Annotated in this window: 17 protein-coding genes; 6 read left to right on the forward strand and 11 right to left on the reverse strand. The window is 37.6% G+C overall.

The features are described from left to right. Window positions 1-406: 406 nt before the first annotated feature. Genes CRT24_RS05315 through CRT24_RS05330 form a run of 4 tightly spaced genes read right to left on the reverse strand, consistent with a single transcriptional unit; the run spans window position 407 to window position 2,445 of the window. Entirely contained in the window at window positions 407-832 is a 426-nt protein-coding gene (locus tag CRT24_RS05315) for a cytochrome c (RefSeq protein ID WP_099370214.1), read from the reverse strand. Further along, window positions 832-1,476, reverse strand: a complete 645-nt coding sequence (locus tag CRT24_RS05320) for an SCO family protein (protein ID WP_257213969.1) — start codon at window positions 1,474-1,476, stop codon at window positions 832-834. Before CRT24_RS05320 ends, CRT24_RS05315 begins: the two co-directional genes overlap by 1 nt. 10 nt (window positions 1,477-1,486) lie before the next feature. Next, entirely contained in the window at window positions 1,487-1,912 is a 426-nt protein-coding gene (locus tag CRT24_RS05325) for a transposase (protein ID WP_099370215.1), read from the reverse strand. A gap of 11 nt (window positions 1,913-1,923) precedes the next feature. Beyond that, entirely contained in the window at window positions 1,924-2,445 is a 522-nt protein-coding gene (locus tag CRT24_RS05330) for a hotdog fold domain-containing protein (protein ID WP_099370216.1), read from the reverse strand. Window positions 2,446-2,537: 92 nt separating this feature from the next. Here CRT24_RS05330 and CRT24_RS05335 point away from each other — a divergent pair, with 92 nt between their 5' ends. Continuing rightward, the gene (locus CRT24_RS05335) at window positions 2,538-3,761 is read left to right on the forward strand and encodes an MFS transporter (RefSeq protein ID WP_099370217.1); all 1,224 of its coding nucleotides are present in this window, start codon (window positions 2,538-2,540) and stop codon (window positions 3,759-3,761) included. Between the two features lie 234 nt (window positions 3,762-3,995). Here the strand turns inward: CRT24_RS05335 and CRT24_RS05340 are convergent, their stop codons facing one another. From CRT24_RS05340 to CRT24_RS05350, 3 genes are read right to left on the reverse strand one after another with little or no spacing between them, the layout of a single operon-like run. Then, the gene (locus CRT24_RS05340) at window positions 3,996-4,625 is read right to left on the reverse strand and encodes a uridine kinase (RefSeq protein ID WP_099370245.1); all 630 of its coding nucleotides are present in this window, start codon (window positions 4,623-4,625) and stop codon (window positions 3,996-3,998) included. A 14-nt stretch (window positions 4,626-4,639) separates the two neighbouring features. After that, window positions 4,640-5,569 carry a LysM peptidoglycan-binding domain-containing protein gene (locus CRT24_RS05345; RefSeq protein WP_099370218.1) on the reverse strand — a complete coding sequence of 310 codons (930 nt, stop codon included), beginning with the start codon at window positions 5,567-5,569 and terminating at the stop codon, window positions 4,640-4,642. 9 nt (window positions 5,570-5,578) lie between these two features. Next, a complete protein-coding gene (locus tag CRT24_RS05350; RefSeq protein ID WP_099370219.1) occupies window positions 5,579-6,328 on the reverse strand; it encodes a hypothetical protein in 750 nt (249 codons plus the stop codon). A gap of 34 nt (window positions 6,329-6,362) precedes the next feature. Between CRT24_RS05350 and CRT24_RS05355 the strand changes: the two genes are divergently transcribed. Then, on the forward strand, window positions 6,363-7,715 hold the full coding sequence (locus CRT24_RS05355) for a nodulation protein NfeD (protein WP_099370220.1): 1,353 nt from the start codon (window positions 6,363-6,365) through the stop codon (window positions 7,713-7,715). 79 nt (window positions 7,716-7,794) lie between these two features. On the opposite strand, the gene CRT24_RS05360 is transcribed toward CRT24_RS05355, so the two are convergent. Next, window positions 7,795-9,345: an OmpP1/FadL family transporter gene (locus CRT24_RS05360; protein ID WP_099370221.1), complete on the reverse strand. Its 1,551-nt coding sequence runs from the start codon at window positions 9,343-9,345 to the stop codon at window positions 7,795-7,797. A 73-nt stretch (window positions 9,346-9,418) separates the two neighbouring features. Next, window positions 9,419-10,591: a hypothetical protein gene (locus tag CRT24_RS05365; protein WP_099370222.1), complete on the reverse strand. Its 1,173-nt coding sequence runs from the start codon at window positions 10,589-10,591 to the stop codon at window positions 9,419-9,421. Window positions 10,592-10,767: 176 nt separating this feature from the next. Here CRT24_RS05365 and proS point away from each other — a divergent pair, with 176 nt between their 5' ends. The 4 genes from proS (at window position 10,768) to CRT24_RS05385 (ending at window position 14,546) form a co-directional block, all read left to right on the forward strand. Continuing rightward, entirely contained in the window at window positions 10,768-12,240 is a 1,473-nt protein-coding gene (gene proS / locus CRT24_RS05370; protein ID WP_099370223.1) for a proline--tRNA ligase, read from the forward strand. A gap of 9 nt (window positions 12,241-12,249) precedes the next feature. Beyond that, entirely contained in the window at window positions 12,250-13,038 is a 789-nt protein-coding gene (locus CRT24_RS05375) for an NAD-dependent epimerase/dehydratase family protein (RefSeq protein WP_099370224.1), read from the forward strand. Between the two features lie 21 nt (window positions 13,039-13,059). After that, window positions 13,060-14,217 (forward strand): cystathionine gamma-synthase, encoded by a 1,158-nt coding sequence (locus CRT24_RS05380; RefSeq protein WP_257213972.1) that lies wholly within the window; start codon window positions 13,060-13,062, stop codon window positions 14,215-14,217. A gap of 74 nt (window positions 14,218-14,291) precedes the next feature. After that, window positions 14,292-14,546: a hypothetical protein gene (locus CRT24_RS05385; RefSeq protein ID WP_099370226.1), complete on the forward strand. Its 255-nt coding sequence runs from the start codon at window positions 14,292-14,294 to the stop codon at window positions 14,544-14,546. Window positions 14,547-14,809: 263 nt separating this feature from the next. On the opposite strand, the gene CRT24_RS05390 is transcribed toward CRT24_RS05385, so the two are convergent. Next, window positions 14,810-15,232 carry a hypothetical protein gene (locus CRT24_RS05390; protein WP_099370227.1) on the reverse strand — a complete coding sequence of 141 codons (423 nt, stop codon included), beginning with the start codon at window positions 15,230-15,232 and terminating at the stop codon, window positions 14,810-14,812. 40 nt (window positions 15,233-15,272) lie between these two features. Further along, the gene (locus CRT24_RS05395; RefSeq protein ID WP_257213970.1) at window positions 15,273-16,940 is read right to left on the reverse strand and encodes a M28 family metallopeptidase; all 1,668 of its coding nucleotides are present in this window, start codon (window positions 16,938-16,940) and stop codon (window positions 15,273-15,275) included. Window positions 16,941-16,965: the final 25 nt, after the last annotated feature.

Raw genomic sequence — 16,965 nt, forward strand, 5'->3', positions numbered from 1 at the left:
GTCACGTGTTCGTTATAAACCACAATAAATATTTCCAATGTTAAGAAATTGTTAAATATTCAAATTGCCCTTGACGTGTGTAGTTTTTACACTTACCTTTGTCGTATCATAATTTAGGTTTATAATTGGTTATTAAAGGTTTTCATTCTCCCCGTTTGAAAACCTTTTTCTTTTTCTATAAAAACAAATAAAACCCTGAAAAACAACTTCTTAGAAATAAAAAATTAACCTTATAGCGTTAGATAATAAAAGCAACCCCGTAGAAATAATTACTTGATTCCTAAAGTACCCTATCCAACTTCCGATTAAAATCATGTTCATCATTTAATCACGATTAATCATAGTTCCCCTTTCGGATTCCGATTAAAATCATGTTCATCAATCAATCATGATTAATCAATGTAAATTAATCACAGTCTTTCAAGTACTTTTCGATTTCTTCTTGTTTGAAATGAGTTTTGCTATCACCGAAATAAGTGGTCACATAAGTCAGTACGTAAGCAATGTCAATAGAGGAGAGCTGAGGTACTCCCGGCATCTGTTGGTTAAAAATAATATTGTTTACTTTAATCTCACCGGACATGCCATTTTTAACAATGCATGCCAATTTACTGCGGTTTTCAGTTAAGTAAACCTTGTCAGTAAGAGGAGGGTATAATTTCCCTAATCCTTCACCCTTAGCACCATGGCAGTTCTGACAATGTGTAACGTAAAGTTTTTGGCCATTGGTCGCATATTGCATCGTTTCCACGCTTAAATCTGTATTACAAGAAAACAGAAAATAAAGCATGGAAACAAAGCTTAAAGTTCCTAATAAATAGCGAAGAGTCATTATTTGTATTCTGCTAGGATAACATCCAAATCTTCCAATAGTTTTTTGACTTGTTCGTCATCTGTACCATCGTATGCTCCCCGAATTCTTTTGTCTGGGTCAATGATAACTAAATATCCTTGGTGGTCATAGCCGCCAGGAGCATTCTCGTCCTCTTTCGTATAGACCATATATTTTTCAGCAATTCCATAGATATCCGCCTTACTACCTGTAACAAATTGCCACTGGTCATTATCGACACCAAGTTTCGTAGCATAATCCTTAAGTACAGAAGGCTGGTCATATTTAAAATCAATACTATGGGATAAGAATGCGATCTTATTGTTGCCTTTGTATTTTTCGTAAGCCTTTAGTAGGTTGCGCTGCATGGTAGGACAGATGCTTGGGCAGTGCGTAAAAAAGAAATTAGTAACATAGATCTTGTCCTTGAAGAAATCTTGATTTAGGAGAGTGCTGTCTTGATTCAAGAAGGAAAAGTCAGGGATAGTATGGTAAACAGTGTCTACAACCTTTTTACCATCCACTTCCTTTTCTACAGGAGTCCTTTCGCCATAGATAGGCAATTTCCTTTCGGTCGGTCCACAAGAGAATAATAGATATGCTGACGTAATGGCCATGATTGATTGGCCAATATACTTTTTCATTTTATTGATTTTAATTGAATGGAGCTAATAACGTTTTAATGTTTTCAGAAACTCTGTCAAACTGATTTTTCATGGCGTTGATTTTATCAACTTCTTTTTGCTGATATGTTTCATCAACATTTTCAGGATCATAATCTTTCATCCAGGTCATCATATTATCAGTAGCATTTTCAATGCTATCTTTCAAATTTGTCAGGTCGACCCGAGTTTTTGCTGTGTCTAATGTTGTTTGTGTTTCCTTTATTGTAGCCAAATTGGTCAATACTGAATCGATAACAATAGTTGACTTATCAAAGTGTGATATTTGCGGCATGATTTCATCATGTACGGCTATTGCCTGCTCCGAAAGTTTTTGATCTTTGTTTTCGACTTGTTTGCTTTGACAAGAAGCGAAAACAACGGAAAAAGCGGCGCCTAATAAGATTAATTTTTTCATGATTAATTAAATTATAATTCAATGCTCGTGTTCTCGGCGGGAGTTGGAGCAGGGTTTAATGTTTCGAAATTGAAGTCAAGGTCCCGAATATAGATCTCATTATGGGCAACGGCACATAACGTTCCATGTTTATCGAAAACCTGAGTTTGAAAGGTACGCACTACTTTTCCTTCCTTTTTGATTGTGTGCAATGTTTCATCCAGAATATCTTGGTTTAGACGAATACTAACCTCTAGGTCAAATCTGCCGGGTTTGATATAGTCAATGTGTGCAGTTTTGAGCCAAGCAACAGTGCGGGTGATCCCTTGGTGTTTGAAATACTGATCTAATAGAATAGGATAGAAGGGGTCTATTGCGGAGAAAATTGTTCCTCCAAATATAGTTTTATTGGAATTGATATTTAAGATACTCTTGTTGATTTTTACATCTGCACCCAAGAAACTATCCATTATCCTGCGAACCCAAATGCGCTGGAAAAAGAATGGTGGGTATAATCTCAAACCCCATTTTAAAGTATTTGGAGATACTTTCATGCCGATAAAAATACAGCTAATTTCTAAGAAAATCCATCTCTCTATTGTAATAAAAGAATATGTACCCTATATTCAATAAATATTCCTGATTTATGAATGAGCAAAAACCGAATAAGCATGTTTGGGTATTGATTTTCGTGGCTGCATTGGGCTACTTTGTTGATATTTATGACCTCATTATCTTTTCCATAGTTCGTATACAATCATTTACAGATATTGGAGTACCTGCTGACCAAATGCGCAGTAAGGGCGAATTTGTCCTTAACATGCAGATGGGAGGGCTCTTGATCGGTGGAGTAATATGGGGAGTGCTGGGGGACAAATATGGTCGACTCAAAGTCTTGTTTGGCTCCATTTTATTGTACTCCATTGCAAATATTGCAAATGGCTTTGTGCATGACGTCACAACTTATGGTATTATTCGATTTATTGCAGGGATAGGTTTAGCTGGTGAATTGGGAGCAGGGATTACTCTGGTTTCTGAGTCTATGCATCGCAAGAAGAGAGGTTACGGAACCATGATCGTTGCTGGAGTAGGCGTATTAGGAGCCATTTTGGCGTATTTTATTTCAGAATGGTTCAGTTGGAGAACTGCCTATTTTGTTGGGGGAGGAATGGGAATTTTATTATTGTTTATGCGGGTAGGGGTATTGGAGTCAGGTATGTTTTCCTCCTTAGAAAATAAGAACGTCCAAAAAGGAAAAATCTCAATGCTTTTCAATAATGCAGAAAGATTAAAAAGATATATTTATTGTTTATGTATAGGATTGCCGATATGGTTCGTGGTAGGAGTATTGGTAACCCAAGCACCCGAAATCGGACAGGCATTAAACGCTCAATATGCACTTAGTGCTGGTAAAGGAGTGATGTTCACTTACCTAGGAATATCTTTGGGTGATTTCTTGGCAGGATGGCTAGCGCAGATATTTAAATCAAGAAGAAAAGTGGTCTTAATCTATCAAATAATGATCTTGCTATTTTCTTGTATTTATTTGACTAGACAGGGCATAACAGAAAATGAATTTCTGTGGCTTGCGTTTCTAATGGGATTGGGAGTCGGATATTGGGCAACATTTATTACAATCGCTGCAGAGCAGTTTGGAACAAATATTCGATCTACAGTAACAACAACTGCCCCAAATTTCGTAAGAGGAGCCTTGATACCTTCAACATTATTATATGGAGTCTTTGTGAATTGGTTCGGTATAATTCCAGCAGCTATGATCATGATTGTCATGCTTTCCCTTATCGCCATCTTTGCTCTGTCGAGACTTAAAGAAAGTTTTGATAAGGACCTAGATTATGTGGAAGAATAGAAAATTAAAAGCAGGAAGTAGAATTTTGTGAAATTACTCGCTTCTGCCAGGACATTTTTTGCAACGCTTACCTTTTTTGTACTTTTTACAGCACTTCTTAAAAGTTGCATCCCCATTTGGATTAAACGGAGAATTGGCCCTTTGATCTTCAAAGGGATTGTTTTCCAAAACCTGCAGCTTAATCATCGTCTCAAACATGCTGCAAATATAGTTATTTAGATTAATTAAAAATAATTAACCTATTATTTTTCGTAATTCTAATGCAATATCATTGGTGAAGGCCTGAATGATCTGTGGGTCGTCAATATTATTGTGGATAACCAAGTCACACTCCTCTCGGTGTGGAAGAAGATATTGATTGTAAGATGGAACAACATGGTTAATCCACTTATACATCACATCTTCGTGGTCATACCCTCTCTCAATAAGGTCCCTTCTCAATCTTCTTTCCAGTGCAATAGGTTCATCAGCATCCAAGAATATCCTATAATCCAGGAGCTCGTTGATCTCTTCATAATGAAAGATAAACAATCCTTCAACCACCAAAATAGGGGCAGGGTTTATCTGGAGCATTTTAGGCGTCAAATCCGGATTGTTAAAAGTATATTCTTTTTGGAATACGGTATTCCCATCAAACAATTCTTTGATATGATGATAAAATGCTTCTCTATCGATAGAGGTAGGCAAGTCAAAGTTATAAAGCCTGTTTTCTTCCCTTGTTTTGGTGTTGGCGGGAATATAATAGTCATCTTGAGAAATCAAGGTAACTTCTTCTTCAGAAAAATGATTTAAAAAGCTTTTTAAAAAGAATGTTTTGCCAGAACCGCTACTTCCTGCGATTCCAATTACGTATGGTTTGTCCATTTCTAAAATTTGCACTAATTTACTGGTGCGCCGTAGGCGATTTCAATCAGAAATCTTTTATCCAAGGCCCCGATATATGAGGCAGCAGATTTTGAAAGGATCACAATGGCATCCCTACTTTCTGATGTATCAGAGAATTTTCCTACAACTTTGGCAAAGGTAACACTTTTTGTCAATGGGTTTGTAATTTTTAGAATCGTTCCTACAGGAGCTGTTCTATGCAAAGCAAGGTTGCTCCTACCTCCAGATTCTAAATTTTCCATCCAGATGCCGATTCCTTTTTCTTTTTTCTCACGGATACCGTATCGATTGGTTTCAAATTCTATCTCTTCCTTGGAAAGATTTTCCGGTATCGGAATATTGATTGCCGCAGGAGCGGTTTCTTTCTGAATAACCACAACATTGCCGTCTGGTATCTTAAGAGTCTGTCCCTCACGAACAGTGTCCGTATTCAAACTGTTCAGTTTTTTTATGTTATCAACAGTAGTAGAAAAACGCTTTGCAATGGAATATAAGGTTTCATTGTTTCCTACTTTATACTCTGTTAGGATTTTTGCCTGAATGGTCTCACTATTGGGATTGCCCAAAGTTCTCGAATCACCTTCATTTGAAGAATTTGTTTTTGCGATTTCCTTTTTGGGTTCTTCTTTTTTAGCTTCGTCTTTGGCAGGTATGAAAACAGCATCTCCAACTCTTAGATTCTTCTTATTATTGGCGTTCATAATATCCTTAACAGGAACCCCATAAATTCTACTTAGTTGGTAATAGGTGTCTTTTGAAGTAACCGTATGTTCGAGAAAGGTTTTCCCATTTTTAACGGTAGTTTTTGTACTTACTGTGTTGGATTGTGCCTGAGCTAGAGAGACTCCAGCGAATAAAATAGTGGCAGAAAATATAATTAAAGTCTTTTTAATAGACTTGTTGAATAATCGTTCTCTCATCATTGATTGCAATTATACTAAATATGATACAATTTCCCTCTTGTTAAAAGACATAAAGAACACTTGATTCCCCAATTGGAAATAGGGTTGGGGTATCATTTTCTCCATATCCTTCAATATGACTTGTTGATCTAGTATCTGGTTTAAATTACTAGTTGCCAAACATAAGTCAAATCGATCTTTGTTTTTTTTATGGTAACACCAAAGAAAGTGATGCCCACATTTGCTCAACCATAGCGGCCCAACAGTATGTTCATGTTTTAGAAACCTTGGTGTCTGCTGATAGGTTACTGGGTATTGGACTTTGTTACTTGCCATGTCAAAAATACGTTCCGCAGAACTTGAATATTCTCCGTTATGGATATCAATAGCAATGCTTTCTCCAGAAGAAATACTGCGATGCCTAGCATGTATAAATCCACTAAACACATCTAACAAAACGAATTCGTAGCTGTGGAAGATAACTTCATTATTCAGGATTTGGATAATTTGAATGCCTTCTTGAACTGGAGTTTGTTCTCCGATTCGCTTTAAAATCATATATCCATCTTGTATGGAGTCCAAAGTCCATTCTTTACCATCTGCTTGACACGGAGACATCAAGCAATTCCCTTCGAAATCGAATACAAAGAAAGACGCTAAAGTAGTCTCCACATCCCTAGTTTCTACAGCAACATAGGGTTTATTGGAGTCTATTTCGATTTTCCAGATATTCGTCGGGAATGCTTTTTCGAAAATTTTATTTATCGTATATTTAGTCATCCGATGACAAACAAATTCGGTTAAAAAAACTATTATGAACAAAACTACTAAATACATTTTAGGTATTCTATTCATATGCTTGATGTCCTGCATTCACTCTTTCGGGCAGTCAGTGTATTCTGTGCCTATAAAGGAAGATATCGGACCCAATGCTTGGCGTACCATGAAAAATGCTATTAAGCAGGCTAAACAAAATAAATCTGAGTACTTATTGATTGATCTTAATACCTATGGAGGAGCTCTAAACTTCGCAGATTCTATTCGTTCTAGCCTATTAAACGACAATGGGTTCAAAACTATTGTATATGTTAATAATAATGCTGCCTCTGCGGGGGCATTGATCTCATTAGCAGCAGATTATATTTATATGCACTCGGGTGCAAGCTTGGGTGCTGCATCTGTAGTTAACCAAAACGGAGAAATACTGCCCGAAAAGTATCAATCTTATATGCGTGGCTTGATGCGGGCAACAGCAGAAGCAAAAGGTAGAGATGCTAAGGTTGCCGAAGCCTTTGTCGATCCCGCAATATCAATCCCTGCATTAAAAGAAGATGGAAAATTATTGACGTTAACAGCTTCAGAAGCAGTGAAAATTGGCCTTGCCAAAAAAGAAATCAAAAATAAAGCTGAAATTTTCCCGGACTTAAATATTGAAAAACCAAGTGTAACAGAACACCAAATAACTTGGGTAGACCATTTGATAGCACTCTTAATCAATCCTTTGGTCAGTGGATTTCTGATAATGGGTATTATTGGAGGAATATACTTTGAACTCCAGACTCCAGGTATCGGTTTCGCATTAGTGGTTGCTTTGATCTGTGGTGCCTTGTTCTTTGCGCCCTTGTATCTACAGGGATTGGCTGATAATTGGGAAATTGCAATTTTTGTCCTAGGAGTTATTCTCCTTGTCCTAGAAATATTTGTAATCCCAGGATTTGGTGTCGCGGGAATTGCAGGAATTATATTAGTTTTATGCGGATTAGCTTTCTCAATGGTAGCTAATGATTATTTTGATTTTAAACTTACCCAACCAGGATTATTAATGAATTCATTTATTATCGTAATAGGAGCCATGATCTTGACCATCGTATTGATGGTGATCTTTGGAAAAAATGTCCTACAGTCCCCAACTTTTAAAAAGTTGGTGCTGGAAGACGAACAAAAAGCAACAGAAGGATATACTTCTTCTGTAGCAAAACCCAACCTAATCAATAAGGTAGGTGTTACTAAAACAGTATTACGTCCTGGAGGAAAAATTGAAATTGATAATGTATGGTATGATGCTGTCGCATTAGACAGCTATATCGATGTTGGTGAAGAAGTATATGTTGAAAAACATGAAAACTATAATCTATTCGTAAGGAAACTTTCTGAAAGAAAGGCTTAAAGTAAATTGATGCCAACTTTTCAAAAAAAAGGCTATCCAATTTTTGGATAGCCTTTTTTATATTATCTAATATTGCCTTCTAGAATTTAGCTCCTAAAGTCAATACAACATTTGTTCTTGTATTCTTAACGTCAGCGGTAGGAAGTGGACTGTTTAAGTTATTGAATACATAAGGGTTTGTAGAATAATTGAATTGCTTATACTGCATCCCCGTAAGATCTACATAGAGAGATTTTGTTAATACATATCCTAAGCCTAAGCTCGCAATATAATCGCTTTGCGAATCTCCTTTGTAAGGAGATCCTATTAGATGAAATCCTGCCCTTGCTGCTAATCTATCAGTGAACAAAAATTCTCCCCCAATTTTAAAGTTAAATGCTCCTTTAAAACTGTCTTGAATTTCATTCGTCAATTGGCTTTCCAAAGTAGGATCAGAATCCAAAATCACCTCTCTATATTTAATTGAAGAATAATTCACGTATTCTAAATCTGCCGACAATAGCCCTCTGCCAAAGAACTTTGTCAGACCTACCGATGTTTTCCAAGGAGAAATAATCGCATAGTCGAATGTTTGTCCGTAATTTTTAGAACCATACCCTTCATGTAAACTGGTTGTGCTGTTTTCATCTTTATAATAATCTACCCAAGTCTCTACGTCACTTACCTCCTGAACTTCGGTCCATGTCGGAGTGGTAATGTTAACACCAATGTTCCAGTCCCAAGTAGGCTTAAAAATCATACCTAATCCGAAATTCACACCTGTCCCTTTAAGGGTTAAATCATTAAAATCCTGAAGGTCATAGCTGATATCAGTGTATTCATATGCCGAATTATTGGGCTTGCCAAAATCTGACTGAGGGTTTTCAGCTAAAATTTCGCCCGCGGTTTTTGTCCACCCTTTTTCTAATAATGTGCTTTTTGAATCATACTTGAAAGATGTAAAACCGAATTTAGCACCTATATAGAATTTATTCCCATAATTAGCACCAAAAGATATATTAGTGTTATACTTATATCCGGTTGTTATCATGTCCATCTGCTGGTTCTTCTCGTCGGCTTCCAATACGGTAGGGAAATAGGGTTTACCATCAGCCTGATCTACCAAATATGAGTTCCAAAAATCATCAGCAAATTCCTTATTACCATTCATGATTTCAGTAAAGGAGTTTACTATAGAATTTTGATTGTTAATTCCTGAGTATTTTAAATTGTCGGTAAAATTGTTGTGCTGATCTATTCCTAGACCAATGTTGAAATTTTGCCATCCATAATCAGGATTATTATTTGTTGGATAGTTTATAACAATACCTGCATTTTCAAAACCGAATTTACCTTGATTTTGAGAGATGCTATTGCCATAAAAAGAAGCTTTATTGATATTATTCAGATAATTTAAACTGACAGAAACATCCGATTGTCCGTAAAATCCAAGACCTGCAGGATTTCCAGAAATAGAGCTGATATCTCCTCCTAAGGCTGTGTTAACACCGCCCATGGCTTTGAACCTTGCCGTACCGGAGTTTAGATCACGAGATATAATAAGAGCATTGTCAGATAACGATTGGGCTTGAAGATTTGAATAATTGTATGCTAATGCAAGACAGGTTAAGGATAGTAAAATTTTTTTCATATTCTGATCTGATTCATATAAAAAGAGATAGCCAATATAATTTTATATTGGCTATAACCATATTTCGTGTTTATTAACGTCTACTTCCGCTTCTTCCTGAAGATGCGCCACCGCCAGAACTTCTAGATGACGATCCACCGCCAGAGCTTCCTCTGCTGAATCCTCCACCACTCGAACTTCCACGGTCAAAACTTCCGCTTGAACGTGATGGTGTAGATTGTCTACTTGGTGTAGATCTTGTGCTTGGAGCTGATGATCTTGATGGAGTAGTTCTATTGATAGTACCACTTGATCTTGATCCCGATCTCGAAGATGGGGTTCTGTTGATAGTACCACTAGATCTTGATCCTGATCTTGATGATGGAGTTCTGTTGATAGTTCCGTCAGTTCTTGATCCTGATCTTGATGAAGGAGTTCTGTTGATAGTTCCATCGGTTCTTGATCCTGATCTCGATGAAGGAGTTCTATTTATAGTTCCATCAGTTCTTGACCCTGATCTTGATGAAGGAGTTCTGTTAACAGTTCCATCAGTTCTTGATCCACTTCTACCTGAAGCAACACCTGATCTGCTATTGACAAATCTGCCACTCGCATCTCTGCTTACTCTAGCTCCATTTGATCTTGGAGCATAGTTAGAAGAGTAACTTCTTCCAGATGCTTGGCGTCTGTTGCCATAATAGTTTCCACCGTAGTATCCATTTCCATAGTATCCACCACCGTAGTATGGGTGTCCCCAATAGCTGTAGTAGGAGTTAGGTCCCCAGTAAATGCCCCAGCCATAGTAAGATGATCCCCATCCATAACCGTAGTATGGATAGCCCCATCCCATGCCTAAGCCATAATATGGATTGCCCCAACCAAATCCTAGTGACCAGCCAAAACCTGAATTCCAGCCTAGGCCAAATCCAGAATAGCCGTACCAAGGATCAAACCATGGATCATAATACATCATTCCTGGTGTATTATAATAGAACCTATTGATTCGGTTTGCATATTCTAATTCTTCTACGCCGCCCTCAACGTAATCTTGGTCAGAGTACTCGTCGGCATAATAGTCTGATTGTGCGATAGATTGCTCTTCTTCGCCATCAGTATAGTAGTAATCGGGACTTTGGTAAACAGATCGCGAGTCTTGGTTATTATAGACATCATCACGATAAACTGTACGACTCGTGGTCGAACAGGAGCTGATTAATCCAGCAAACGCGATTGCTAACCCTCCCAAAAATATCTTGTTGTTTTTCATGATTCTAAAACAGTTAAATTCGATATTACAGTCATTAATTATTATCTTAGACCCGATTTTATCGTCAGGGTTTAATCTACCAATCAAAATTACTAATTATTTTTTGCTTTGGTGATAAATGGTGTTAAAGTACCTAAAAACCCCGATTTTTTACAAATGTCAATTTTATTTTTCGAATGAGTAAAGGGATAACCAGCCGTAGTGAAGATTATTCACAATGGTACAATGATTTAGTAATTAAAGCAGACCTCGCTGAATACTCTGCTGTAAGAGGATGTATGGTGATAAAACCATATGGTTATGCAATCTGGGAAAGAATGCAAGCTGTTCTTGACAAAAGATTTAAAGAAACTGGCCACTCTAATGCCTATTTCCCCTTATTTATCCCCAAATCTTTCTTCTCTAAAGAAGCTTCTCACGTAGAAGGTTTCGCAACTGAATGTGCTGTCGTGACTCATTACCGATTGAAAAATGACGGTTCTGGAAATATAATCGTTGACGAAGATGCAAAATTAGAAGAAGAATTGATCGTTCGTCCAACATCTGAAACAATTATCTGGAATACATACCGCGGATGGATCGAATCATATCGCGACCTGCCAATACTGGTAAACCAATGGGCAAATGTGGTTCGTTGGGAAATGCGTACGCGTTTGTTCTTGCGTACTGCAGAATTCCTTTGGCAAGAAGGACATACTGCCCACGCAACTTCTGATGAAGCTATCGCGGAAGCACAGCAAATGTTGGAGGTATACGCCGATTTTGCCGAAGGTACTTTAGCAGTTCCTGTAGTAAGAGGCAGAAAAACTGAAAACGAACGTTTCGCAGGGGCAATTGATACCTTATGTATTGAGGCATTGATGCAAGACGGTAAAGCTCTGCAAGCCGGAACATCTCACTTCTTGGGACAAAACTTCGCAAAAGCTTTTGATGTCAAGTTTACATCTAAAGAAGGTAAATTGGATTACGTATGGGCTACATCATGGGGCGTATCAACTCGTTTGATGGGTGCCTTGATTATGGCACACTCCGATGACCAAGGATTAGTCCTTCCTCCAAAATTGGCACCAACTCAAGTGGTTATAGTTCCAATATATAAAACTGATGAAGAAAAAGCTAACTTGGATGCTTACGTAGAACAACTGACAGCAGCATTGAAACAATTGGATATCCGTGTTAAATATGATGATAGAGATACCCAAAGACCAGGTTTCAAGTTTGCTGAATGGGAATTAAAAGGCGTTCCATTGCGCGTAGCCTTGGGTTCTCGTGATATGCAAAATGGAACAGTTGAACTTGCCCGCCGTGATACACAAACAAAAGAAACAGTCCAACAGGCTGGCCTACCAGACAGAATAGCAGCCCTTTTGGATGAAATCCAAGAAAATATCTATAATAAAGCCTTGACTTTCCGTGATGAGCATATCACTGAAGTCAATTCTTATGATGAATTCAAAAAAGTACTTGAAGAAAAAGGTGGCTTTATTTCTGCACATTGGGATGGAACAGTAGAAACAGAAAAAAGAGTGAAAGAAGAAACTAAGGCAACTATTCGCTGTATACCTTTGGATTCAAAAGAAGAAGAAGGTGTTTGTATCTTCACTGGTAAACCTTCAAAACAAAGAGTATTATTTGCGAAAGCATATTAAAGAAATAATATGAAAAACCTATTGATATTGGGTTGTGGATGGGTAGGTGAGGAGCTTGCTTATCAGCTCAAAGGAAAAGGTTGGAATGTATGGGTGACTACAACAACCCCGGAAAAATACCATCGTCTAATAAACGATGGTATTTTTGCCTATATACATGATTTCGACCGTGATCTTTCTGTGGATCTCCCAGTTGATATTTCATTTGATGCGGTCATCAATTCCATTCCAGCAACACAAAGAAATTCAGAAGCAGAAATCGAACATCGATTCTCTTTTGTATTTAATGCACTCAGTTTTATAAATTATAAAAAGCATATTTTCTTAAGTTCAGTAGGTGTCTATCCAGATATCGATGGGACCTTCGACGAGACCTTCAATCAAGAAGAATTGATGACCCAGAAACTAAGAATTGCTGAAAAGAAAATGATGAGTCTACCTTTTAGTTCCACATTCCGATTGGGCGGACTTTTTGGGAAAAACAGAATCTTTGGTAAATATTTCCAAGATAAGGTAATAACCACGGGAGACCAGCCCGCAAATTTTATCCATCTCGATGATGTCATTGGAATAATCGAACGATCTTTGGAAACAAATCTTCCAATAGGATATTACAACTTGGTTGCGCCAGAACATCCTTCAAAAAAAGAGGTCATCTTGAAGAGTGCACAAAAATATATGTACAGTTACCCATCATCTTTTGATCCAAAAGATAGTTTCCAGAAGGTAATAGTCGCTGATAAAATCACCAATTTGTTGAATTACCAGTTTAAATATCCTTCTCCATTAGATTTTTAATAACTTAGCTCAAACAACAAAATAGAACATATGAATTACAAATTTGCAACCAAGGCAATTCATGCCGGTCAGGAGGCAGATCCTACTACAGGTGCCGTAATGACACCTATATATCAAACATCAACTTACCAACAGAAAGCACCAGGCGATCATAAAGGCTACGAATACTCTCGAGGAACAAACCCGACTCGTAAAGCATTGGAAGATTGTATCGCAGCTTTGGAAAACGGAAAATTTGGCCTTGCATTCTCAAGCGGAATGGCAGCAACAGACTGCGTACTGAGACTCCTACAACCAGGAGATGAAGTAGTAACAGGAGATGACCTTTATGGTGGATCCTACCGTATCTTTACTAAGGTTTATGAGCCTATGGGAATTAAGTTCAAGTTCGTAAACACATCGGATAATCAAGCCGTAGCAGATGCAATAACGGCTAAAACCAAATTGATCTGGGTAGAAACTCCAACTAATCCTACGTTAAAGTTGGCAGATATCGAAGCAATTGGAAAGATTGCAAAGGAAAGAGGTATTCTATACGCTGTTGACAATACCTTTGCTTCACCATATTTACAGAACCCGTTGGATTTAGGAGCAGATATCGTAATGCATTCAGTGACTAAATACTTGGGTGGACACTCTGATGTAGTAATGGGAGCTCTAGTGATGAATGATGAAGAGCTTTATAAGAAATTATTCTTCTATTATAATGCATGTGGTGGAACACCAGGTCCTCAAGATGCATTCTTGGTATTGAGAGGAATCAAAACATTGCACCTACGCATGAAAGCACACTGTGAGAACGGAAGAAAAGTAGCAGAATACTTGAAAAACCACCCTAAGATTGAAAAAATCTATTGGCCAGGTTTTGAAGATCACCCAGGACATGATGTCGCCAAGAAACAAATGCGTGACTTTGGAGGAATGGTATCAATTGTCCTAAAAGACGCAGATCTTCAAGAAACTTTCCGTATTGCCTCAGGCTTCAAGGTGTTTACTTTAGCAGAATCCTTGGGTGGCGTTGAATCATTAATCAACCATCCAGCAACAATGACCCATGGATCAATCCCCAAAGAAGCAAGAGAAAAAGTAGGAGTAGTAGACAATCTTTTGCGCCTCTCCGTAGGTGTCGAAGATGCCGACGACTTAATCGCTGACTTAGAACAAGCATTAGCACGTTAATTTATTGTAATTATTATTTTATTTGCACACAGACTTTTGTACATTTGTGCAGCTTTAATAGGAGATTATCAATTATGGAAAATACAACTGTAGAAAGACCAGCAAAACATACGGACAATAACGCAAACCGTACTGAATATTATGTTTCTTTAACTATTGCAATTGCAATCGGATTAGTAGGTGTTTTCATTCGTTTTGTACCGGATGTAGTGCCAGCTCTAGACCAAATGGGATCTTTATTCTCATGGGTAGCTAATATCGCATTACTTGTCGCTACTTTCTTAGCAATCAGAGTTGTTTTCGCAATCTTAGGATTCAGCAAAAAATAATATTACAGATATAAACAAAAAGGGCATGAAAAATTTTTTCATGCCCTTTTTGTTTATATCTGGATATGAGATGTGAGATATGAGAAAACAGACATAAGATACTTGACCACGAAACCTAAATATGTTAGATTCTTTTTATAAACAATTTTCTTTTTTGCCTAATCATAGTCAATCATCAGATTAATCATAGTCCCTCTTTTACATCAAAAAAAAATGGTTGGTAAAATAACCAACCATCTTCTATATCATTCCAATCAGAGGTCCTAGTTGAATATCGACCAGCTACCAACCGGGTAAGGAATCCTTGACAATATCAAAATCAATGCTATAATGTAGAAAATCAAAACCGTCTGGTTCGCTTTCTTAGCATCCAAGATTTTCTTTGACTTAGAGTAACCAATGGTAATCAAGATAATAGCAATGATCATCATCAGTGGGTGTTCTAAGAAATAGAATCTTGAAGACGCTACTTTCATGTTTGCGCCTGAAAAGCTAGCTAAGCCTAAACCTGAAGTAAAGTAAACGATTAAACCAACTACGAGTTGCAAATGAGCAGTAATCAATCCAATTAATGCAATTTTTCTGTTGTAAGCCTTGTTACCAAAGTAATTAGCTAACGTGATAAGGATGACAATTATTAATGCGGCTAACAAAATAATTGCAAGGGTAGAATGTAAGTGTTTCATTTCTTAAGATAGTTTCAATTTATACAATATCACAAATATACTATTTTGAAAGTCGTTTGTCGCCTAATTCTTTAAACTCTGATTTTGCTTTAAAGTTAGGAAAGATAGTATCCATGCTCAAAGTGTAGCCAATGTCAAAGAATAGACGGATATCAGCCAAGATTCCATCGAAATTCCAATTGTCATCCAGCTCATCAGTTACCGCATGATAGCGACCTGCTAATGCCTCTTGGCGTTTTTTGATGATTGTTGTGTCAGATTCAAGGTAGTCACCACCACTACCCATATATAATCCAGGTACTCCAACTTTAACGAAATTGAAATGGTCAGAACGATAGAAACCACCAGATGTCGGACTTCCCTCCGGTACCAACTTACGGTTAAATTTAGCGCCAGATAAGATAGCGTAATCCTCAAGTTCAGTCTGTCCAGTACCCGTAACTCTAAATCCGTTCATAGCTCCAACAGGATTGAACGAATCCATGTTCAGGTTTGCAACGGTCTTGTTCAATGGATAGATTGGGTGTTCAGCATAGTACTGAGAACCTAACAAACCTTGTTCCTCAGCAGTAACTGCCAAGAATACGATACTGCGTTCAGGTTGAACTTTTGCAGCTTTAAATGCTTTTGCCAATTCAAAAAGTGCGGCAACACCAGTCGCATTGTCAATTGCGCCATTGAAAATAGAATCGCCATTGGAAGCTTCACCAATTCCTAAATGATCCCAATGTGCAGTATAAATAATAGTTTCGTCAGGACGTTTAGTGCCTTTAATAGTTCCGATTACATTATTAGATTTTGATTCCCTAAAACTGTTCTTCAACTTTACACTCGTAGAAACATTCATTGGTACGGCTTTAAAGCCTGGTTTCTTTGCCTGCTCCATAACATCGGGGTTCAAGCCACCAATCTGAAATAATTTTTTGGCAGTCTCTGTACTTACCCAGCCTTGAAATTTACTTAAATCTGCACCTTTGTTTTCTGGAACCAACGAAAGTTGAGGGCCTGTCCAACCACTTCTTACAACGTTCCATCCATAGCTAGCAGCTTCAGTTTCATGGATTAATAATATACCGGTGGCGCCTTGGCGTGAGGCTTCTTCAAACTTATAAATCCAACGACCATAATAAGTCATCGTATCTGCTTTAAATAAGTTTTTGTCATAGCGTCCAGGATCAGAAACCATCACTACGACGGTTTTACCTTTGACATCCAATCCTTCATAGTCATTCCATTTATATTCTGGCGCTACGATACCAAATCCTGCAAACACCAATTCTGTGTTTTCTACATCAATTTGATCCGCCATCTGCGGCGTACCAATAACATAATCATCAAGATATTTGGCTGTAAGATCTCCATTTTTACCCTTGAAAGTCAAGTTTGGATCAACAGGTTTCGAACTGATCTCAACCATCGGCACCTCCTGAAAATATGAATCCCCATTGCCGGGTTCAACCCCCAATGCTTTAAATTGGTCTTGTATATAATTTACGGTTAAAGTATCTCCTTTACTAAAGGGTTTGCGTCCTAAAAATTCGTCTGAGGATAATTTTGCAACATATGCTTTGTAACTTTCTTCTGTAATTGCCGCGGTTGCCGCAGAATCTAGGCTGTTTTTGTCGTAAGAAGAACTTTCGCCCCCCGATTTACAAGACGCCAGTCCAAGCAATAGGGCAGCTCCAATAAATAGTTTGTTGTTCATCATGATTTGTAAATTATTCTTGATTAGA

It is taken from the genome of Sphingobacterium sp. 1.A.5 (assembly GCF_002734235.1).
Taxonomy (GTDB): Bacteria; Bacteroidota; Bacteroidia; order Sphingobacteriales; family Sphingobacteriaceae; genus Sphingobacterium; species Sphingobacterium daejeonense.

Excerpts from the sequence above, each read along its gene's own strand:
- CRT24_RS05315 (WP_099370214.1), bottom strand. The coding sequence starts at position 832 with ATGACTCTTCGCTATTTATTAGGAACTTTAAGCTTTGTTTCCATGCTT.
- CRT24_RS05320 (WP_257213969.1), bottom strand. The coding sequence starts at position 1,476 with ATGAAAAAGTATATTGGCCAATCAATCATGGCCATTACGTCAGCATAT.
- CRT24_RS05325 (WP_099370215.1), bottom strand. The coding sequence starts at position 1,912 with ATGAAAAAATTAATCTTATTAGGCGCCGCTTTTTCCGTTGTTTTCGCT.
- CRT24_RS05330 (WP_099370216.1), bottom strand. The coding sequence starts at position 2,445 with ATGAAAGTATCTCCAAATACTTTAAAATGGGGTTTGAGATTATACCCA.
- CRT24_RS05335 (WP_099370217.1), top strand. The coding sequence starts at position 2,538 with ATGAATGAGCAAAAACCGAATAAGCATGTTTGGGTATTGATTTTCGTG.
- CRT24_RS05340 (WP_099370245.1), bottom strand. The coding sequence starts at position 4,625 with ATGGACAAACCATACGTAATTGGAATCGCAGGAAGTAGCGGTTCTGGC.
- CRT24_RS05345 (WP_099370218.1), bottom strand. The coding sequence starts at position 5,569 with ATGATGAGAGAACGATTATTCAACAAGTCTATTAAAAAGACTTTAATT.
- CRT24_RS05350 (WP_099370219.1), bottom strand. The coding sequence starts at position 6,328 with ATGACTAAATATACGATAAATAAAATTTTCGAAAAAGCATTCCCGACG.
- CRT24_RS05355 (WP_099370220.1), top strand. The coding sequence starts at position 6,363 with ATGAACAAAACTACTAAATACATTTTAGGTATTCTATTCATATGCTTG.
- CRT24_RS05360 (WP_099370221.1), bottom strand. The coding sequence starts at position 9,345 with ATGAAAAAAATTTTACTATCCTTAACCTGTCTTGCATTAGCATACAAT.
- CRT24_RS05365 (WP_099370222.1), bottom strand. The coding sequence starts at position 10,591 with ATGAAAAACAACAAGATATTTTTGGGAGGGTTAGCAATCGCGTTTGCT.
- proS (WP_099370223.1), top strand. The coding sequence starts at position 10,768 with ATGAGTAAAGGGATAACCAGCCGTAGTGAAGATTATTCACAATGGTAC.
- CRT24_RS05375 (WP_099370224.1), top strand. The coding sequence starts at position 12,250 with ATGAAAAACCTATTGATATTGGGTTGTGGATGGGTAGGTGAGGAGCTT.
- CRT24_RS05385 (WP_099370226.1), top strand. The coding sequence starts at position 14,292 with ATGGAAAATACAACTGTAGAAAGACCAGCAAAACATACGGACAATAAC.
- CRT24_RS05390 (WP_099370227.1), bottom strand. The coding sequence starts at position 15,232 with ATGAAACACTTACATTCTACCCTTGCAATTATTTTGTTAGCCGCATTA.
- CRT24_RS05395 (WP_257213970.1), bottom strand. The coding sequence starts at position 16,940 with ATGATGAACAACAAACTATTTATTGGAGCTGCCCTATTGCTTGGACTG.